Below are 18,080 nucleotides of genomic sequence, written 5' to 3' on the forward strand. Positions count from 1 at the left end.
AAATGACAACTCAAACAAACTTCTTATTATTAGAAACAAGAGACACCTTACATAAATGGCTAAGCCTAGCCACAGCTGTCATCATGCTCTTTTTTTGCTTTCTTAATATCGTTATCTTAAACCAAACTACAATCGGTGCTATAGACGCTATTTTGGGCTTATTGAACCTATATATGTTTAGAGCCGCTCAGCAAGGAAAAATACACCAATGGCATAATTACATGTTGATTTTCTCAGTAACTGCATCTGTCATTTATGCCTTTTACTTTGCGGATTTAAGAGCGGGTTCTATCTACTGGTTTCTTATTTTACCTCCGCTATATTGCCTTTTAGCAGGCCCAAAACTTGGGCTTGTCTACACCATTGTTTTATCCATACCTGTTCTTACTATTTTATTTATTAAATCAGATACCGATAATCTCATTCCCTACCGATCCGTTCTTAACTTCGTTTTAGCCTACTTTTTGTCCTACGCTATTTGTTATTTATATGAAACACAATACGCCAAAAGTAACCAATTATTAGAGAAAATGGCCTTTAAAGATCCACTTACTGGCGCGCAAAATCGCCATGCATTAAAACTATTTTTTAACGATTTCAATAAAGCGCCTATAGATCCTTTTCAGGAAGAAGAACAAGAGGAAACCTGTTTATTAGTCATAGATATTGACCACTTCAAAAAAGTCAATGATGAGTTTGGGCATGATGTTGGCGACTCAGTACTCATTGAAATGACAGAGTTACTGCACTTTTTTATGAATAGTGATCACGTTTATCGCATTGGCGGAGAAGAGTTTCTTGTTACCTTAAAAAATTACACTCAAACCCAAGCCTTTGATTTTGCTGAAATGGTCCGCAAAGAAGTTGAAAATGCTGTTTTTAGAACTCATCAACAAAGCATTAAAATTACAGTCAGCATTGGCATCGCACAACTCAAAAAGGGACAATCCTTCCGGGAGTTTTTACGCAATGCAGACAAAAACCTTTACTCCGCCAAGAATAAAGGGCGCAATTTAGTCCATTATGGATCGATAAGTGTTACAGAGGCTGTTTAGTGTCTCGATTTACGATCCGCGATTCTTTTACACCTATTGCTTTTAAGCGAATTTTTCAATGAATACTCGACGTTATCCTCATTCCTCTGTGTCGCCAGAGGAATTCCATAAATGGTTAAGCGCCTTAATTTGTGTATTGAACAGCGTCTATTTTTTACTAAACATGACTATTCTGCAAAAATTTGGCATCGGTGTCATTCAGCTAACAGTCGCCGTATTTGGTGGCTATTGCTTTTATAAGTCATCAAACAACCTTTACCGACCTTGGCATAAATATGCTCTGATGACGATGTTAACTACCAACATTTTACTCTCTATCGCCATCATGGAACTGGTGGCAGGAGCAACCTATTGGGGTCTCGCCTTACCTTTTTGGTACTACAGTTTATTTGGCTTAAGAAAAGGTTTTATTTTTAGTGCGATTATTGTACTGCTGTCTGCGGTAGTGATATTTTTTCGTACTGATACGACTATATTCATGCCTTATAGAACGGTGTTCAACTTTACCTTGGTCTATTGTTCTATTTGGCTTGTATGTCATATCTACGAAGTACAACGTCAAAAAACCAGTGTTCTCCTACATTCTCTTGCGTTGCAAGACGATTTAACTGACCTACAAAACCGTCATGCTCTAAAAGCCGATTTTCGAGCTTTTCACAAAAATTTTGAAAGCATACACATGCTTATCATTGATATTGATCACTTCAAAAATATCAATGATAAGCATGGTCATGATATTGGCGACACTGTACTTACTAAAGTTGCAGATCTGCTTATGCAATCCATTCAAGTAAAGGAAATATATCGTTTAGGTGGCGAAGAGTTTGTAATTCTATTGAAAGACATCAGTGATGAAACAGCCCACGAACAGGCTGAAAAAGTCAGAAAGGCAATAGAGCTAGGAATATTTTTCAGCCACAACGAACCCATCAAACTCACTGTGAGCATTGGTATTAGCTCATTACGGCCGGAGCATGAATTTACCGATTTCCTTCGCGCTGCGGATCAAAAACTTTACCAAGCTAAACACGAAGGACGAAATAAAGTCTGTCGTTAGCTACTAAAGGTTTCCAAAAATAGCGCCTCAACCTTGTCTCTCGCCCAAGGTGTTTTGCGCAGAAATTTCAAGCTCGACTTCACCGATGGGTCACTTTTGAAACAATTAATATTGATACGAATGGCCAACTCTTCCCAACCGTAATGTTCAACTAGATCCGTGACTACTTTTTCCAGCTTAACTCCATGCAAAGGGTTATTCGCCTGTGTTCCGACCATATCTATTTATTCCTATGACTCAATTAGCAATTTAGCCAAGAGTATACAGCAAGCCGAAAAAAGCCGCTTAAACATAATGCGGCTTGATCCGGTTTTATACTTAAAATCACTTTTAGCTAACCATCAACCGGAACCCAAAGGTTATTATTTTGGCTCGAATAAACACTTGCGGTAATAAACCGCATTCCATGTAAACCCGTTGCCAATGTCGGCAAATCAGAATTAGGAGTTGATGCAAGTAGCTGCTCTGCAAACTCTCGATACAAATTCGCAAACGCTTCTAAATATCCTTCTGGATGACCGGATGGAATACGCGATGCACTGGCCGCCGCTTTGCTCAAATAGGCATTACCTCGGCGCAGGCTTTGACAAGGCAAACCCACCGGTGAAAAAACCAGTTCATTCGGCGATTCCTGAGACCATTCTAACCCCGCTTTATCGCCATATATCCTCAAGCGCAGACCGTTTTCATTGCCCGGAGCCACTTGGCTCGCCCACAAATGCCCTTTGGCACCATTGTTAAAACGAATCAAAATGTTCGCCTCATCGTCGAGCTGACGCCCTTTTCCCCAACTAGACAAATCTGCCAAAACTTCTTTTGCCTGAGTGTCAGCCACAAAACACGCCAACTGATAAGCATGACTGCCAATATCACCGACACAGCCAGCAATGCCTGACTGACTGGGATCAGAGCGCCAAGCCGCTTGTTTGTTGCCTTCTCGCTCTAACGGTTCTGTTAACCAGTCTTGAGCGTATTCCACTTGGATAGAGCGAATGTCACCCAACATACCCGATTTCACCATGGCTCTCGCCTCACGAACCATGGGATAGGCAGAATAATTATGAGTCAGTAAAAATTGGGCTTGGTAATGTTTGGCTTTCGCTAATAACTCTTCGGCTTGATCCAAGGTTGCCGTCAAAGGTTTATCACAAATAACGTGAATGCCTTTGGCTAAGAAAGCCTCTGCAATGGAAGCGTGAAGGTGATTCGGCGTGACGATGGACACCACCTCAATGCCATCTTCTCGCTCACTTTCCTGACGTGCCATCTCTTCAAAATCCACATAAGATCGAGCAATACCAAGGGCTTTTGCGGAACGATCAGATTTCTCTTGCTGGCTCGATAACGCCCCAGCCACCAACTCATAATGGTCATCAAGACGAGCCGCAAAACGATGCACTTCGCCTATAAACGCGCCTTCACCGCCACCGACCATACCAAGGCGCAACCGGCGCTTTGACGTGTTTTCTTGTTCTATAGCCATTTTTTACTCTCTAAATTAGTTCAATCCCAACATACGACGATTTGCCTGTGCATCTACACCGCTGTCAGCAAAATCATCAAAGGCTTTATCCGTCACGCGGATAATAAAATCTTGAATATATTGTGCGCCTTCGCGAGCGCCATCTTCAGGATGTTTCAAACAACATTCCCATTCCAATACCGCCCAACCCGCAAAGTCATACGCCGTCAGTTTGGAAAAAATGCCTTTGAAGTCTACTTGCCCATCACCAATAGAACGAAAACGCCCAGGGCGATCCACCCAATTTTGGAAACCACCATAAACGCCGCATTTGCCATTTAAATTCAGCTCTGCGTCTTTCACATGGAACATTTTGATGCGCTCGTGGTAATGATCAATAAAGGCTAAATAATCCAAATGCTGTAGTACAAAATGGCTCGGATCATAAAGAATATTCGCCCGTGGATGATGATCAACTTCCTCAAGAAAACGCTCAAAGGTCACACCATCGTGAAGGTCTTCACCGGGATGAATTTCGTAACAAAGATCGACGCCAGCCTCATCAAAGGCATCAAGAATCGGCTTCCAGCGTCGCCCTAATTCTGCAAACGCTTCTTCCACTAATCCCGCTGGACGCTGTGGCCAAGGGTAAAAATATGGCCATGCTAAGGCGCCGGAGAAAGTCGCATGTGCAGCCAAGCCAAGGCGCTTTGACGCTTTGGCGGCCATTTTAAGCTGCTCCACCGCCCACGCTTGGCGTGCCTTTGGGTTGCCTCTAACACTTGGGTCAGCAAAGCCATCAAAGGCCTCGTCGTAGGCTGGATGCACCGCCACCAGCTGACCTTGTAAATGCGTGGATAATTCCGAAATCTCCACGCCGTGTTTCGCTGCCGTAGCAATCAGCTCGTCACAATAATCTTGGCTATTTGCCGCCCGTTCAAGGTCAATCAAACGCTTGTCCCACGTGGGCACTTGCACGCCTTTATAACCTAATGAGGCGACCCAGCCACAAATTGCATCGAAACTATTGAAAGGGGCTTCATCGCCCACGAACTGTGCCAAAAAAATGGCAGGTCCTTTTATTGTCTTCATAATGTCCTCCTAAAAACAGGCTGCAAGCAAGGCTTTAGCAGCCTCAGGGTCGAGCGCTCGTGGGCGATCACAATGAGTGGTCATCTTAATGGATTGCCCACTCTCTCCTGACGCCAAAATGGCCGTCATCACTTCCACACCATGCAAGGCTCTATCTAGCGAACACATATGATCACGCCCCATATGTATCGCCATCACCATTTCTGCCAAACCAGCAGTACGATAATTTGCCTTTGCTATCTCGCCATGGATTTGATTTGGCACACCAAACGGATGATCCCAAACTTTCAATGGCGTTTCACGACCATCTTGAATCAGCGTAACCTTTCCGCCAAAAAAGTTAGGATCGGGCAAGTACATAGAACCTTTACTGCCGTATAGTTCCATATGGAAGTGTTGATGCGCTTGCACATCCCAACTTGCTCCCAAAGTAATAACCGCACCATTTTTAAAGGTCAAAATAGCATGAATCGTCGTCGGCGTTTCTACCTCTATCATATCACCAGACCTTGGTTGGCTGGTGATCTTACGTTGCTTACGTGGAATCGATGTTTTCGCCATCACGGATTCAACAGGCCCTAATAATTGAATCAAGTTTGCAATGTAATAAGGCCCTAAATCAAGAATGGGACCGCCACCTTTTTTAAAAAAGAAGTCTGGATTAGGATGCCAACTTTCCATTCCAGCGCTCATCACATGACACGTACCAGAATACACCTCGCCAATTTCCCCCTTATCTAATAAATGCCGGGCAAACTGATGAGAGCCGCCCATAAAAGTATCTGGCGCACTGCCTACTTTACGTTCTTTTTTTAATGAAAGCGCTTTCATTTTTTGGCCGTCTTCAAGGCTCAAAACCAAAGGCTTTTCTGAGTAAACATGCTTACCAGCTTCAAGCGCCTGCATACTCACCGTATAATGTGCCGCGGGAATGGTTAAATTAACAACAATATCAATGTCTTCAGACGCTAATAAATCATCAACGCTACGAGACTCAATGCCATACTTTTGCGCTTTCATTGCCGCAAGTTCAGTATTTAAATCCGCACAGGCCACAATCTTAAAACCACAAAATTGTGGTGCTAAAGAAAAATAACTGTCCGAAATATTACCGCAACCAATCAATCCAACATTCAAAATAGTTTTCATGCTGTTGCTCCTTTTAGTAAGGCTTTTGCTCCCGTTAACGCGCGATTGGCAAAACGTGATAAATCATTAGGGTTATCATGCTCCATTACAAACGCATTCGCTGGTGTTGCACGTACCACAGGCCACCATTCGCGCCAAGGCAATGTTCCATAGGTAAAGTCAGCCCAACCATCTTCGTCTTGGCATTCTCCTTCAGGCGCGATGTCTTTTAAATGCACCGCACAAATACGATCACGATACTTGATTAACCATTCAGCCGGATCTTGCCCACCCTTAACCACCCACGACACATCCATTTCCCACTTAACATTTGGCCCACCTGCTAAAATCTGCGTCATGGGCAAAGAACCATCCGCTAAAGGTTCAAATTCAAAATTATGATTATGCCAGCCAAATTCAAAACCAGCATTGATGGTTCTTTCTCTAATCGCTTCTAACCGCTGCCCTAGTTCAAACCAGCCTTGTGCGCTATCTGGACGTTGGTCAGGCATAATAAAAGGACAAATAATCGTGTGCATATTCAGCGTCTTCGCAATATACAAAGCCTGCTGAATATTGTTTTCCAGCATCGCCAGATCAAAATGTCCGGTTGGCATGGTTAACTGGTGTTTTGCTAATAAGCTTTTCAGCTCATCCAATTGGCCGTATAAACCGCCGTATCCTTCCACTTGCTGATAACCTACTTGGTGTAAAAGGCCAAATACTTCATCAAGAGAAGTCGTATTGCGGGCACTGTAGAGTTGAAATGAAAATTCGTTCATGTCACTTCCTTTTTGTTTTTATTAGTAAAATGTCGTTTAAATTTTCGGCTAGAGCCGCAATTCATTTTGTTTCGAAAAGAGGTGGGCTTTTTTCGGATCAAGATATATTTCGACTTCCCCATCCCATGTAAGCTGATGATCTCCATGTACTTTTACTGACCACTTACGATCCATAAAATCAAACCAAACAATAGTTTCGTCGCCCATTGGCTCTAAGATATCAATCTTGGCAGAGGCTAAATGCACATAGCCATCACGAGGTTCAAGCGCCAAATGCTCAGGACGAATACCCAAATAAGCCGACTCGTCATGATCACCTTGATCGACAAATTCGTACCCCATCAAATTGACGCGGTAATCTTGATAAACAAAATTTTCTCCAACGATACGGCCTTCCAACAGGTTCATACTTGGCGAGCCGATGAATTGCGCGACAAACAGATTACAAGGTTTATGATAAATATCGGCTGGTGTGCTGAGCTGCTGGATTTCGCCGTCTTTCATGATGGCAATTCGATCCGCCAAGGTAAGCGCTTCCACTTGATCGTGAGTCACATACACCATGGTATTTTTAAGCTTTTGATGCAGACGTTTTATTTCTACCCGTAAATCTGCGCGTAACTTGGCATCCAAATTTGACAAAGGCTCATCGAATAAGAAAACCTCCACATCTCGCACTAGCGCTCGACCTATTGCCACCCGTTGGCGCTGTCCACCAGACAACTCCGATGGTTTACGATCTAATAATGGCTCGATCTGTAGAATCTTCGCCGCACGATCCACGCGTTCACGAATCTCATCTTTTGCCATGCCTTTTACTTTCAGACCAAAGGACAAATTCTTTTCTACCGTCATTTGCGGATACAAGGCATAAGACTGGAAAACCATGCCAATACCGCGATCTTTGGGCTCTTCCCACGTCACATTGCGCTCGTTGATCCAAATCTGCCCAGCCGTAATATCCAACAAGCCAGCGATGCAATTCAGCAAAGTAGATTTTCCACAACCTGAAGAGCCAAGCAAAACCAAAAACTCGCCTTTTTTAATATCAAGGTTAAGATGTTTTAAAACGTGTGCTTCTTGGTATTTAAGATCCAACTCTTTAATAGATACACTGTTCATCGTTTACCCCTTTACCGCGCCAGCCGCAATGCCACGCACAAAATATTTGCCAGACAACAGGTAAATTGCCAACGGCACCAGAGCCGTTAGAATCGTCGCTGCCATGTTTACGTTGTATTCACGCACCCCAAATGTGGTGGCCACAATGTTGTTTAGCTGCACCGTCATCGGCAGATTATCTCGACCCGCAAAGATCAGCCCCAATAAGTAGTCATTCCAAATCCCAGTAGTCTGTAAAATTACCGCCACTACCGTCACAGGAATGGATAACGGCATCATAATTTGAAAGAAGATCTGCCAAAAATTTGCGCCATCTACTCGCGCAGCTTTAAATAATTCATCCGGTAACGATGAAAAATAATTGCGGAATAATAAGGTCATGATCGGCATACCAAAGATGGTGTGAATCAAAATAATCCCCGTTAAAGAACCATAAAGACCAACCTCGCGAAGAAAAATGATCAGCGGAAAGATCACTACTTGAAAAGGCACAAAGGCGCCAAACAGTAAAAGACCAAACAATAAATTTGAGCCTTTAAAACGCCAAAAAGACAAAGCGTAGCCATTGATAGAGCCTAGGATAATAGAAATCGCCACACTCGGAATAGTGATCATCACTGAGTTCCAAAAGCCCGCTTGAATACCGTTACACTCAACACCGGTACAAGCTTCCCCCCACGCTTTCACCCATGCGGCAAAGTTTGGATCAGCTGGCAAAGAGAAAAGCTCTCCAAGACGAATCTCCGGCATTCCCTTCATGGAAGTAATCAACATCACATACAAAGGAATACAAAAGAAAATCGCCGCACTGAATAAAAAGGCATAAACACCAAGCCGCGAGACAGTTGTCTTTTTCGGCTTCGGCCCTTGTGGGCCAGTTAATTGAATCTGTTCCATGATCGACTCCTAATGCTTCGCTGGGCGAACATATTCGCGATAAATCCAAGGACCAATAACCAAGAGAACAGGGAGCAACATCATGGTCGCCGCCGCCATCCCTAAACCCACGTTGCCACGGGCCGTAATATGATCAATAACGAACTTCGCAGGCATTTCAGTCGACATACCTGGGCCGCCACCGGTTTGCGCGACAATCAGGTCATACACTCGCACAACACCAACGGCGAGTAATACGACGGAGGTAATCATCACTGGTCGCATCATTGGCAGAACGATAAAGAGGTAGGTCCTCCATGTTGGAATGCCATCCACGCGAGCCGCTTTCCAGATTTCGCCATCAATACCACGTAAACCCGCCAACATCAGAGCCATAACTAGCCCAGACGACTGCCAAACGGCGGCAATTAATACCCCATAAATGGCGTATTCCGAGCTCACTAAAGGAGCGAACTCAAAAGACTCCCAGCCCATGCGCTGAACAACATTTTGAATACCAAGAGAAGGTTCCATCATCCATTGCCACACCAAACCCGTTACTACCAAGGACATGGCATAGGGATAAAGAAATAGAGTACGAAAACCACTTTCAAAACGGACTTTTTGATCTAAAAAGACCGCCATAAAAAAGCCCGAGATTAAACACAGGGCAATAAATAGCACTCCGTACAGAAATAAGTTTTCGACAGACACGACCCATCGGGAGGTTCCCCATAGGCGTTCATATTGATCCAATCCAACCCAGTTGAAATTAGGAAACAAGCGCGATTTCGTGAACGAAAGCACCACTGAATAACCGACACAAACAACGAACACACCAATGGCAACAATCGCCATAGGCGTGCTTGCTAACAACGAAGAAAGTTGAACGCGTTTTGCTCGTCTCGGTGTAGACACTTTTGCTGAAGTAGCCATAGTCTCTTCCATCTTAAACTCCTTTTGAAACGCAAGAATTGACCGCCAGCCCCAGCCATTCACCTACACATTTACATCTAAGTGTTTTTAACTAGGTACAACTGACTGGCGGTCATTCATTCACCAAGATTATTCAGCGTCTTCGATAATGCCTTTGAAATTTTTCAGCGCATTGTCGACAGACATACTTGGCTCATTCCAAAAAGTAGAGACGAGATCTTGTATTTGCCCGTTTGTGTCTTCGGTTATATAGGCATTAGCAGGCGTAATAGTGGCTTTGGGATCATCCAACAGGGCTAGGCCTTTTTTCATGCAAGCATCCGCCACACTTAAGTCGACATCAGCCCGTACCGGCAAAGAACCTTTGGTATTGTTGAATTTTGCTTGAATATAAGGACTCAGCATCATAGAAGCCAATTTCATTTGTGCCGCTTCAAGATCTTTATCCGAGGATTTAGGGAAGATAAACGCATCACCGCCCAGCGTCAGAGAAGGACGTTTGGCAGGACCGGGAATACAGCCGTAATCTACTTCGGCGACTTTTCCTGCCGCAGCAAACTCGCCACGAGCCCAGTCACCCATCACTTGTGCAGCGGCTTTACCCGTGATGACCATGTTAGTGGCATCATTCCAATTCCGGCCCGGCGAACCAGTATCGGTAAATTGTCTTAACGCACCAAATGTCTCAAATACTTTGCGCATTTGATCACTGCCTGCTGCCTCCACGCTTTTATCTTTCCATAAACGGTTCCAAAATTTTTCATCTGTCACGCCAATAAGAACCACATCGAACACATGACGTTCCTGCCAACCTTGTCCACCAAATGCCAAAGGAATATAACCTGCCGCTTGGATTTTAGGGGCAACCGTTAAAAACTCTTCCCACGTACTCGGTTCTTTTACACCAACATCGGCAAACACTTTTTTATTGGTCCAGAGCCATTGGTTGGAATGTATATTAACTGGCACACAGTAAATACCACCGTCTTTCAGACATGGATTTAAAATGCTGGAAGGCCGAATAAAGCTTTTCCAACCTTCTTTTTCAGCAACAGGAGTTAGATCAAGGAGAAGACCTTCTTCAATCAATTCTTCAAACTGACGAGAAGTATTGAATTGTGCTGCGCCCGGTGCATCGCCACCAAGAATACGCTGCATGGTAAGTGCTCGTGCATTTTCGCCTAGTGCGACAGCAGTATCGACCCACTTATCTTTGCCAAGTTTATTAAATTCTTCGGCTAACACGGTGACGGCTTTTTGTTCGCCGCCAGATGTCCACCAATGAATCACTTCAACATCAGCCGCTTGGACTGACACACTCATAAATCCTGCCCCAATTGTGGCAGCGAACAGTTTTTTACCCATCATATTATTTTTATCCTCTATTGGGTTTTTGTCCTCAAAACCTCCTTACGAAAGATTTGAGATGAAAACGGTAAAACTTGGAATGAAACCGCTTTCATGAACAAATATTAGACAATAATGTTCCCCCGTCAATATTTTTTAATTAATTTTTGAACAATAGAAGGATTGGTGTTAAGCCGACTGACGAATAACCAATTGAGGGGAAAAGGTATGTTTAATTGGATGTTTTGTGCCATATATCGTATTCAAAAGCAGATAAGCCGCGGCTTCCGCCATGTCATACAAAGGCAGTTTTATGGTGGTAATACTCGGGGAATAATACTTCGACATATCAAGGTCATCAAAACCTATAATGGCAATATCTTCTGGTACTCTAATACCTTGTTGAGCACAGACATGCAGTGCTCCCATCGCCATAATGTCATTGGCAAAGAAGATTCCTGTTGGCCGATCTTCAAGTGCCAGAATAGACTCCATCTGAGCCATCCCTGAATTCGCACTGAAATTTCCTTCAAGCTGGCAATGCAGAGATAAATCCGCTTTTTGCAGCGCTTTTTGGCAACCTAAATAACGTTGATAAGCATCGTGTTTCCATAATGGCCCGGTGACTGTCGCGATTTTCCGATGACCTTTATCAATAAGATACTGAGTCGCCATCTCACCACCAGCGAAATTGTCAAAAGAAATATGATGATCTTCACCACCCGGAAAGGTTTGGTTTAAAACAAAAACAGGGCAACGAAGATGAATCTGAAAAATTTCCTCTTCCGGCAAAAAGTTCGTAATTAACACCAGAGCATCGACCTGACGTTTAATCAAAAAATCGACAGCCTCACGTTCACCTTCCAAAGTCCCGTTACCACTGGCAATAATGACGTGCCTATCGCCACCACGTAAGGCTTTTTCAACCCCACTTGCCGCTGGTCCGTAATAAGCCGTATCAATACGAGATGCCACCAAACCAATCGTGTAGGTTTTTTTACTAGCAAGCGAACGAGCCGCCTGATTAGGGCTGTAAGAAAGCTTATCGACCGCAGCCATCACTCTGTTTTTCGTTTCATCTTTCACTGGTGTGGTGCCGCTTAATACACGAGAAACCGTCGCCTTAGAAACCCCAGCAAGTGATGCAACTTGATTAATAGTGCTTATCGTTTTTTTCAAACTGATATCCTAGGAAAAGAAAACGTCAAAGATTTATTATACTTCGACAGGACGATTATCCTGTGGTAATTCTGTAACTGATTAAAATAAATAATACGACGGCATTTGACTATTACAACAAATCCCCGAAAAATAGCGAAAACTACAGGAGGACAATTGCATGGGTATCTTATCTAGCCTTAAAGGGCTATTTGCAGGTGGCGAAAGCGCACCAGAAAAAACTGAAGACGTCGTAGAGCACAAAGGTTTTTCAATAATTCCAGCGCCGATGAAAGATGGCGGTCAATACAGAGTGGCTGCCACCATCACCAAGGGTGAAGGTGAGGCACAAAAAACTCACAATTTTATTCGCTCTGACCTAATGCCAAGCCGCGATGAATGTATCGAAATAACATTACGCAAAGCCAAGCTTACGATTGATCAACTGGGTGATAATATTTTCGGCTAATACGAAGGAAGAAATATAATGAGCACACCAATAGGGCAACACTGGCAACAAGTTGACGAATGTGAAGACCTATTGGGTGCCGACTTTCGTGCCCGCACTTTTTCCTTTGCGGGCCCGAAAAGCCAAGTCCACACCACGCTAATTCACCATGTCGGTAACTCAGATGCGACAAAAGCCATTTTGTACGTGCATGGTTATACTGACTATTTCTTTCAGATCGGTTTAGCCGAGCACTTTGTTGCTCTTGGCTATCGCTTCTATGCCTTGGATTTACAAGGTTACGGTCGCTCTATCCGACCGTCAACGCCGCCAAACTGGTGCGAATCCATTGAACAATATGGGCAAGATTTAGACATTGCCTTGGCAACCATAAAACAAGATGGCGTGGATAAAGTCGTCATACTCGGGCATTCCACTGGCGGCTTAGTCACATCAACTTATTTGGCACAACCTTACGCTTTGCCTGAACGAGAAAGTCATTATAACAAAGCGTTTCCTGAAGTGATCGGATTGATGCTCAACAGTCCATTTCTCGCCCTGCCTTTCCCACCAGCTGTCTTAAATTACGTCAGTTGGCCAGTTCGGGTTTTGGTGTCTTTACTGCCGTTTTCGTATTTACGAGCAAGAAAAATCAATATTTATTCAAAATCGCTGCATACCGTCTTTGGTGGTGAATGGGATTACCGATTAGATTGGAAACCCTCGAAAGGCTTTGATTTATCTTTCCATTGGTTAAGAGAAGTGATTGTTGCGCAGCGTAATCTTGCCAATCAACACCTCGATATTCCAACGCTGATGTGCCATTCTGAAATCAGCACCATCGGAAAACGCACAGTTGAAGAAATACAACAAGGCGATGGCGTGTTAGACGTTAATAGCATGCAACAAGCCGCCCAAAAAACCTTCTCGAACCTCACACAAGCGAGCATTCCACAAGGTTTCCATGACTTGTATTTGTCTCACCAACCCGCTCGCACGACTTATTTATCGGCGATGACTCAATGGCTAGAACAGTTAGATCAGAAGCCATAAACTGGCGTCTAAAAAATCTAAGCGCCTTGACGTCGCATAATCCAATCTAATAAACAAGTTGGTAACACTCGTTTCATCACCACAGCTGCGTATGTCGGCACAGTCACATAATACCGCGCCTTGGGACGAGTTGATTCTAAAGCATGAATCAATTTATGAACCACCGCCGCAGGTTGTAGTGTTTGCGCCGATGTCACGCCCTCTTTACTCAATCGAGCAATCGCCTCTGCATAACCTTCTTGGTGACGGCTGTTTTCCATATCAATATTGTCTTGCAGAGCAAGCAAGGCATTTGCTCTAAAACGACTTTCAATCGGACCGGGTTCTATCAAACTCACTTTGATCGGCGTATCAGACAACTCCAAACGTAAGGTATCCGTTAAGCCTTCTAAGGCAAATTTACTGGCGTTGTAAGCACCACGAAACGGCGCAGCAACTAATCCCAGCACCGAACTGTTATTGATAATGCGTCCGTAACCTTGCGCCAACATGATTTTAAGGACTTTTGTCGTCAATTCATGAGTGCCGAAAAAATTGCATTCAAACTGAGCTCTTAACGCATCAATAGGTAAATCTTCAACGGCCCCGGGCTGGCCATAAGCACCATTGTTAAACAGAGCAAAAAGCTGGCCGTTGGTAATCGCTAACGTTTCTTGCAAGCCTTTTTCTATTGAAGCCGAATCCGCCAAATCCAGCTGAACGACATGCTTGATGCCTTGAGCTTGCAATGCCGCTACGTCCTCTTGCTTGCGACAACTCGCCACTACCAGAAAATCACGTTCTTGGAGCATTCTGGCAGCTTCTAAGCCAATACCCGTCGAACAACCTGTGATAAGAATAGAATATTGCATAGCCGCTCCTTATGAAAAAATCATCAATGTCTGGATGTTAGCAAAATGTTGAGTAAAGTGCCGTTTTCTTGATTTTGATCATAATATTAACCACCGCTCAGGCCCATAATATTTGCTTATAAAACAATCATTAATAGGGACGTCGCATGAAGCTCAGCTCAATCAAGGTAAGCTACAAACTCTGGGGGCTTATCTGCACCTTAGTCACATTGCTCATCGTTTTTAGCGCCATGGCCTATAGCGAACTGCACAGTGAATTACTCAACGCACGACAACTTCAGGTTAAAGAACAAGTAGATAGCGCTTATTCCCTCGTAAAATATTATGGCGAACAAGCCCCTGTCATTGGCGAAGAAAAAGCAAAACAATCGGCTTTGGCTGCCTTATCAGCGCTGCGCTTTGGTGACGATGGCTACTTCTGGGTCAACGATATGCAAACCACGCTATTGATGCATCCTTTTAAACCCCAAAACGCCGGAAAGAGCATGAAAGAGACCACTGATGCCAATGGCTTCCATCATTGGCAGGAAATGGTTTCCGTCGTAAAAAGCCAAGGCGAAGGCTATGTGCATTACGCCTACAAAGGCCCACAAGTTTCACAGCCTGAAGACAAAGTATCATACGTGAAAGGCTACAAACCTTGGGGTTGGGTAATCGGCAGCGGCGTGCTATACAGCAATGTCACTGATATTTTTTGGGATGCTGTTAAAAAATCTGCGGTTATCGAACTGATTCTAGTACTTATTGCCCTGATCGGAAGTGTCACTATTGTGCGTAATATCACGCGCCCACTTAAAACAGTGACAGAACACTTACAACATATCTCAGATGGTGATCTTACTAAGCAATTAGATATGCAACGTGGAGACGAAATCGGTATTTTAGCCAACGCGGCAAACCACGTATCCGTTTCATTAAACGACACCTTACTAGAAGTCGACCACGCCATCACCGAATTACAAGCCGTTTGCGTACAAATGCAAGGTAATAGCTTGCACACTAAACAAGGCATGGATCACCAATTCCAAGAAGTCGAAATGCTCGCTACCGCCATGAATGAAATGTCTTACTCCATTCGAGATGTAGCGCAACATGCAAAAGACACCGCTGATGCGACTCAAATGGTGCAAACCATTACTCGCCAAAGTAGCCAAGATTTAGATGCGACTAACGAAGACATCCAAAGCCTAACCAAAAACATCGAAGGCGCTAACGACGTCATCATTAAACTATTGGAGCAAACAGGCGACATTGATTCCGTTCTTGGTGTGATTGGCGATATTTCCGAGCAAACCAACCTTCTTGCCTTGAACGCCGCCATTGAAGCCGCACGAGCTGGCGAACTCGGCCGAGGTTTTGCCGTCGTGGCCGATGAAGTACGCTCACTGGCTAGCCGAACTCAAGGTTCAACTGTCGAAATCCGCACCATTATTGAAAAATTACAGCATCAATCCAAAGAAGCATCCACGTCTATGGCCTCCAGCACCCAACAAGCAGAGCGCGGCGCAGACAGAATGCATTTCGCGGCTGAGAACTTGAAAAACATGCTAATACAAGTAGACGACGTATCGGCTCGCAGCCATCAAATTGCCTCTGCTGCGGAACAGCAAGGCACGGTGGCCGAAGAGATTAATCACAACATAATGGGCATTCGAGAAGTGTCTGAAAAAGTACTAGAAGACTCTCAACAAGTGTCTGAAGGCAGCACTATTATTGCCAAAATGACCGATGAACTAAGCAAAAAAATCAAACAATTTCAGTTCGCTTAATTCCTAAAACCCACTTACAAAGAAGATAACAAGCAGACAAAAAACGGCTTGTTATCTTCTTATCACTTTTTACATTAATAGCTGCTTTTTCCTCAGTACTTATGCACCATCTAAAAGCATAATAAAAAACTATTAGAGCCATCCAAATAACTGACTGTCTCTCCTTTCCCGACTCCATGATAATCACTCTCATTGATAAATTATTTCATAAAGGGCAGAAAAAATGTTATCGAAATTATCTATTTCCAGAGCCATGCAATTAGGCTTTGGAATTACCATTACCTTGGTATTCGCGCTGGGTATTTACCTCATATTGGTGATTAGCAATATCCGCCAACAATTTGGCAGCTTGGTCTCTGAACACTTATTGGTACAATCGAGCATATCCGACCTGCGTTACTACACGATTTCTTATCGTCGTTTTGCGCTGGATTACGGCTTAACAGATGACCTCGTCGAACATCAAAACATTCAACAAACTATCGACGAGAATGATAGAAAGGTAAAAACATCCTTAGATCAAATGAAATCCGTCGCTTACATCGACTCGGTTAATGAATTCATTCCTGTTTTTGAAAAGCGCCTTAACGCTTACCGAGAGATGCAAAATCACTACATTGACCTGATTGACCAAGGTGAACTAGAACAAGCACGCGCCGAAATGCTGGGCCCGATGCTGGCTCCTTTCAATACCATTGTCGGTTCATTAACCCAATTACAAACAGACTTAATGACACAAGGCGTTAAGGTAAAAGATGAAGAAGCCGACTCTATGAGTAAAGCTATCTACATCGAAGGCGCTGTTAGCCTAATCGTATTGTTCTTCTTAACCGTTTTTGGACTTTTACTTTCTCGCAAAGTAAACCAGCCACTTAAAAAGCTAATCGCTCAAATGCATCGAGTTGAAACAGGAGACTTACGCACTCGTCTCAACTTAAGCGAATTTGCCGACGATGAGCTAGGCAAAGCGGCGTTGTCATTCGACAAAATGCAGCAAGGCATTTTTGCCTTAGCGCAAGATGTACAGAAAAATACCGAACTACTGGACCAAACCAGCATCCATTTACTGGAACGAGTTGGTCATACAACACAACGTTTAGAGCAACAACGCACAGAAATCAGCACCGTTGCCTCCGCAATGACACAGATGCAAACAGGCTTTGCCGAAGTGGCTCAGCACACAGTATCAGCGGCTCAAGGCGCGAAAGATGCCAGAAGCCACGCAGCCAACAGTCGTCATGTCATCCAAGAATCTCTTGAGCAAACCGAAGCGCTGTCTAATGCCATTACAGAAGCATCAGAAGTCATTGAAAATTTAAAAAATGACAGTGCCAACATTGGATTGATTTCTCAAGTGATTCGCAACATCACAGATCAAACCAACTTATTGGCTCTCAACGCGGCCATTGAATCTGCCAGAGCTGGCGAAGCCGGTCGAGGTTTTGCCGTGGTGGCCAATGAAATTCGCACCTTAGCCCAGAAAACCCAAGAGTCTATTGATGAAATCAACCAAACCATTGAAGTACTTCAGGCGAATGCTGGACAAGCGGTGAAAGTCATGAGCATCAGCCAAGAACGAATGAATGTTGGTCTAGAGCAAGCGCGCTCCAGCCACACCAGCATTGGCAATGTCCTAAGTTCCACCACAACCATTGATGATATGAGCCAAATGATTGCTGCAGCTACAGAGCAACAATCACACGCAGCAAAAGAACTAACCACCAGCATTAATGAAATAAACCAAGTCTCGCAAGAAGTTCATCAGGGTAATAATCAAACCAAACAACTCAGCGAGAACCTAAAAGCTGCCAGCGAAAATCTACGAGACGTGTCTAACCGTTTTCAACTGGCTTAAAAGCACCAAACCCTAAAACCAATAAACTCTAAAAACCAATAAACTCTAAAAATTAATAAACCCTAAAAATTAATAAACCCTAAGAAAAT

General features: G+C 43.9%; 17 protein-coding genes. 6 read left to right on the plus strand and 11 right to left on the minus strand.

From position 1 onward, the window contains the following. Positions 1 to 2 precede the first annotated feature (2 nt). Positions 3 to 1,055: a GGDEF domain-containing protein gene (locus ACO05V_RS20465; protein ID WP_421855958.1), complete on the plus strand. Its 1,053-nt coding sequence runs from the start codon at positions 3 to 5 to the stop codon at positions 1,053 to 1,055. A gap of 58 nt (positions 1,056 to 1,113) precedes the next feature. Then, positions 1,114 to 2,112 carry a GGDEF domain-containing protein gene (locus ACO05V_RS20470; RefSeq protein WP_421855960.1) on the plus strand — a complete coding sequence of 333 codons (999 nt, stop codon included), beginning with the start codon at positions 1,114 to 1,116 and terminating at the stop codon, positions 2,110 to 2,112. Here ACO05V_RS20470 and ACO05V_RS20475 read toward each other — a convergent pair. From ACO05V_RS20475 to ACO05V_RS20520, 10 genes are all read right to left on the minus strand, one after another. Further along, the gene (locus ACO05V_RS20475; protein ID WP_421855962.1) at positions 2,109 to 2,330 is read right to left on the minus strand and encodes a VF530 family DNA-binding protein; all 222 of its coding nucleotides are present in this window, start codon (positions 2,328 to 2,330) and stop codon (positions 2,109 to 2,111) included. The two genes, ACO05V_RS20470 and ACO05V_RS20475, sit on opposite strands and share 4 nt — an antisense overlap. Positions 2,331 to 2,446: 116 nt before the next feature. Then, the gene (locus ACO05V_RS20480) at positions 2,447 to 3,595 is read right to left on the minus strand and encodes a Gfo/Idh/MocA family protein (RefSeq protein ID WP_421855964.1); all 1,149 of its coding nucleotides are present in this window, start codon (positions 3,593 to 3,595) and stop codon (positions 2,447 to 2,449) included. Positions 3,596 to 3,610: 15 nt separating this feature from the next. Next, positions 3,611 to 4,666 (minus strand): sugar phosphate isomerase/epimerase family protein, encoded by a 1,056-nt coding sequence (locus tag ACO05V_RS20485; protein ID WP_421855966.1) that lies wholly within the window; start codon positions 4,664 to 4,666, stop codon positions 3,611 to 3,613. A 9-nt stretch (positions 4,667 to 4,675) separates the two neighbouring features. Continuing rightward, positions 4,676 to 5,815, minus strand: coding sequence for a Gfo/Idh/MocA family protein (locus ACO05V_RS20490; RefSeq protein WP_421855968.1), 1,140 nt, complete (start codon positions 5,813 to 5,815; stop codon positions 4,676 to 4,678). Then, positions 5,812 to 6,576 carry a sugar phosphate isomerase/epimerase family protein gene (locus tag ACO05V_RS20495; RefSeq protein ID WP_421855970.1) on the minus strand — a complete coding sequence of 255 codons (765 nt, stop codon included), beginning with the start codon at positions 6,574 to 6,576 and terminating at the stop codon, positions 5,812 to 5,814. The genes ACO05V_RS20490 and ACO05V_RS20495 overlap by 4 nt, the downstream gene beginning before the upstream one ends. A gap of 48 nt (positions 6,577 to 6,624) precedes the next feature. Continuing rightward, complete coding sequence (locus tag ACO05V_RS20500) at positions 6,625 to 7,698, minus strand: ABC transporter ATP-binding protein (protein WP_421855972.1); 1,074 nt, start codon at positions 7,696 to 7,698, stop codon at positions 6,625 to 6,627. Between the two features lie 3 nt (positions 7,699 to 7,701). Next, on the minus strand, positions 7,702 to 8,595 hold the full coding sequence (locus ACO05V_RS20505) for a carbohydrate ABC transporter permease (protein WP_421855974.1): 894 nt from the start codon (positions 8,593 to 8,595) through the stop codon (positions 7,702 to 7,704). Between the two features lie 9 nt (positions 8,596 to 8,604). Further along, complete coding sequence (locus tag ACO05V_RS20510) at positions 8,605 to 9,522, minus strand: carbohydrate ABC transporter permease (RefSeq protein ID WP_421855976.1); 918 nt, start codon at positions 9,520 to 9,522, stop codon at positions 8,605 to 8,607. Between the two features lie 117 nt (positions 9,523 to 9,639). Further along, positions 9,640 to 10,833 (minus strand): ABC transporter substrate-binding protein, encoded by a 1,194-nt coding sequence (locus ACO05V_RS20515; protein WP_421855978.1) that lies wholly within the window; start codon positions 10,831 to 10,833, stop codon positions 9,640 to 9,642. Positions 10,834 to 11,046: 213 nt separating this feature from the next. Next, entirely contained in the window at positions 11,047 to 12,036 is a 990-nt protein-coding gene (locus ACO05V_RS20520) for a LacI family DNA-binding transcriptional regulator (protein ID WP_421855980.1), read from the minus strand. Positions 12,037 to 12,196: 160 nt separating this feature from the next. On the opposite strand from ACO05V_RS20520, the gene ACO05V_RS20525 reads away from it, so the two are divergent. Beyond that, the gene (locus ACO05V_RS20525; RefSeq protein ID WP_421855982.1) at positions 12,197 to 12,484 is read left to right on the plus strand and encodes an HlyU family transcriptional regulator; all 288 of its coding nucleotides are present in this window, start codon (positions 12,197 to 12,199) and stop codon (positions 12,482 to 12,484) included. Between the two features lie 18 nt (positions 12,485 to 12,502). After that, positions 12,503 to 13,516 carry an alpha/beta hydrolase gene (locus ACO05V_RS20530; protein WP_421855984.1) on the plus strand — a complete coding sequence of 338 codons (1,014 nt, stop codon included), beginning with the start codon at positions 12,503 to 12,505 and terminating at the stop codon, positions 13,514 to 13,516. Between the two features lie 17 nt (positions 13,517 to 13,533). Here ACO05V_RS20530 and ACO05V_RS20535 read toward each other — a convergent pair whose 3' ends face one another. Continuing rightward, positions 13,534 to 14,367 carry an SDR family NAD(P)-dependent oxidoreductase gene (locus ACO05V_RS20535; protein ID WP_421855986.1) on the minus strand — a complete coding sequence of 278 codons (834 nt, stop codon included), beginning with the start codon at positions 14,365 to 14,367 and terminating at the stop codon, positions 13,534 to 13,536. Positions 14,368 to 14,513: 146 nt separating this feature from the next. On the opposite strand from ACO05V_RS20535, the gene ACO05V_RS20540 reads away from it, so the two are divergent. Together ACO05V_RS20540 and ACO05V_RS20545 are read left to right on the plus strand one after the other, a co-directional pair. After that, complete coding sequence (locus ACO05V_RS20540) at positions 14,514 to 16,136, plus strand: methyl-accepting chemotaxis protein (RefSeq protein ID WP_421855988.1); 1,623 nt, start codon at positions 14,514 to 14,516, stop codon at positions 16,134 to 16,136. A gap of 223 nt (positions 16,137 to 16,359) precedes the next feature. Beyond that, the gene (locus tag ACO05V_RS20545) at positions 16,360 to 17,991 is read left to right on the plus strand and encodes a methyl-accepting chemotaxis protein (protein ID WP_421855990.1); all 1,632 of its coding nucleotides are present in this window, start codon (positions 16,360 to 16,362) and stop codon (positions 17,989 to 17,991) included. The last annotated feature ends 89 nt before the right edge of the window (positions 17,992 to 18,080 follow it).

It is taken from the genome of Marinomonas sp., from assembly GCF_965225885.1.
In the GTDB taxonomy this organism is placed as follows: domain Bacteria; phylum Pseudomonadota; class Gammaproteobacteria; order Pseudomonadales; family Marinomonadaceae; genus Marinomonas.

Bases quoted from the DNA above. Each gene is read 5' to 3' on its own strand.
- ACO05V_RS20465 (WP_421855958.1), top strand. From the start codon at position 3: ATGACAACTCAAACAAACTTCTTATTATTAGAAACAAGAGACACCTTA.
- ACO05V_RS20470 (WP_421855960.1), top strand. From the start codon at position 1,114: ATGAATACTCGACGTTATCCTCATTCCTCTGTGTCGCCAGAGGAATTC.
- ACO05V_RS20475 (WP_421855962.1), bottom strand. From the start codon at position 2,330: ATGGTCGGAACACAGGCGAATAACCCTTTGCATGGAGTTAAGCTGGAA.
- ACO05V_RS20480 (WP_421855964.1), bottom strand. From the start codon at position 3,595: ATGGCTATAGAACAAGAAAACACGTCAAAGCGCCGGTTGCGCCTTGGT.
- ACO05V_RS20485 (WP_421855966.1), bottom strand. From the start codon at position 4,666: ATGAAGACAATAAAAGGACCTGCCATTTTTTTGGCACAGTTCGTGGGC.
- ACO05V_RS20490 (WP_421855968.1), bottom strand. From the start codon at position 5,815: ATGAAAACTATTTTGAATGTTGGATTGATTGGTTGCGGTAATATTTCG.
- ACO05V_RS20495 (WP_421855970.1), bottom strand. From the start codon at position 6,576: ATGAACGAATTTTCATTTCAACTCTACAGTGCCCGCAATACGACTTCT.
- ACO05V_RS20500 (WP_421855972.1), bottom strand. From the start codon at position 7,698: ATGAACAGTGTATCTATTAAAGAGTTGGATCTTAAATACCAAGAAGCA.
- ACO05V_RS20505 (WP_421855974.1), bottom strand. From the start codon at position 8,595: ATGGAACAGATTCAATTAACTGGCCCACAAGGGCCGAAGCCGAAAAAG.
- ACO05V_RS20510 (WP_421855976.1), bottom strand. From the start codon at position 9,522: ATGGAAGAGACTATGGCTACTTCAGCAAAAGTGTCTACACCGAGACGA.
- ACO05V_RS20515 (WP_421855978.1), bottom strand. From the start codon at position 10,833: ATGAGTGTGTCAGTCCAAGCGGCTGATGTTGAAGTGATTCATTGGTGG.
- ACO05V_RS20525 (WP_421855982.1), top strand. From the start codon at position 12,197: ATGGGTATCTTATCTAGCCTTAAAGGGCTATTTGCAGGTGGCGAAAGC.
- ACO05V_RS20530 (WP_421855984.1), top strand. From the start codon at position 12,503: ATGAGCACACCAATAGGGCAACACTGGCAACAAGTTGACGAATGTGAA.
- ACO05V_RS20535 (WP_421855986.1), bottom strand. From the start codon at position 14,367: ATGCAATATTCTATTCTTATCACAGGTTGTTCGACGGGTATTGGCTTA.
- ACO05V_RS20540 (WP_421855988.1), top strand. From the start codon at position 14,514: ATGAAGCTCAGCTCAATCAAGGTAAGCTACAAACTCTGGGGGCTTATC.
- ACO05V_RS20545 (WP_421855990.1), top strand. From the start codon at position 16,360: ATGTTATCGAAATTATCTATTTCCAGAGCCATGCAATTAGGCTTTGGA.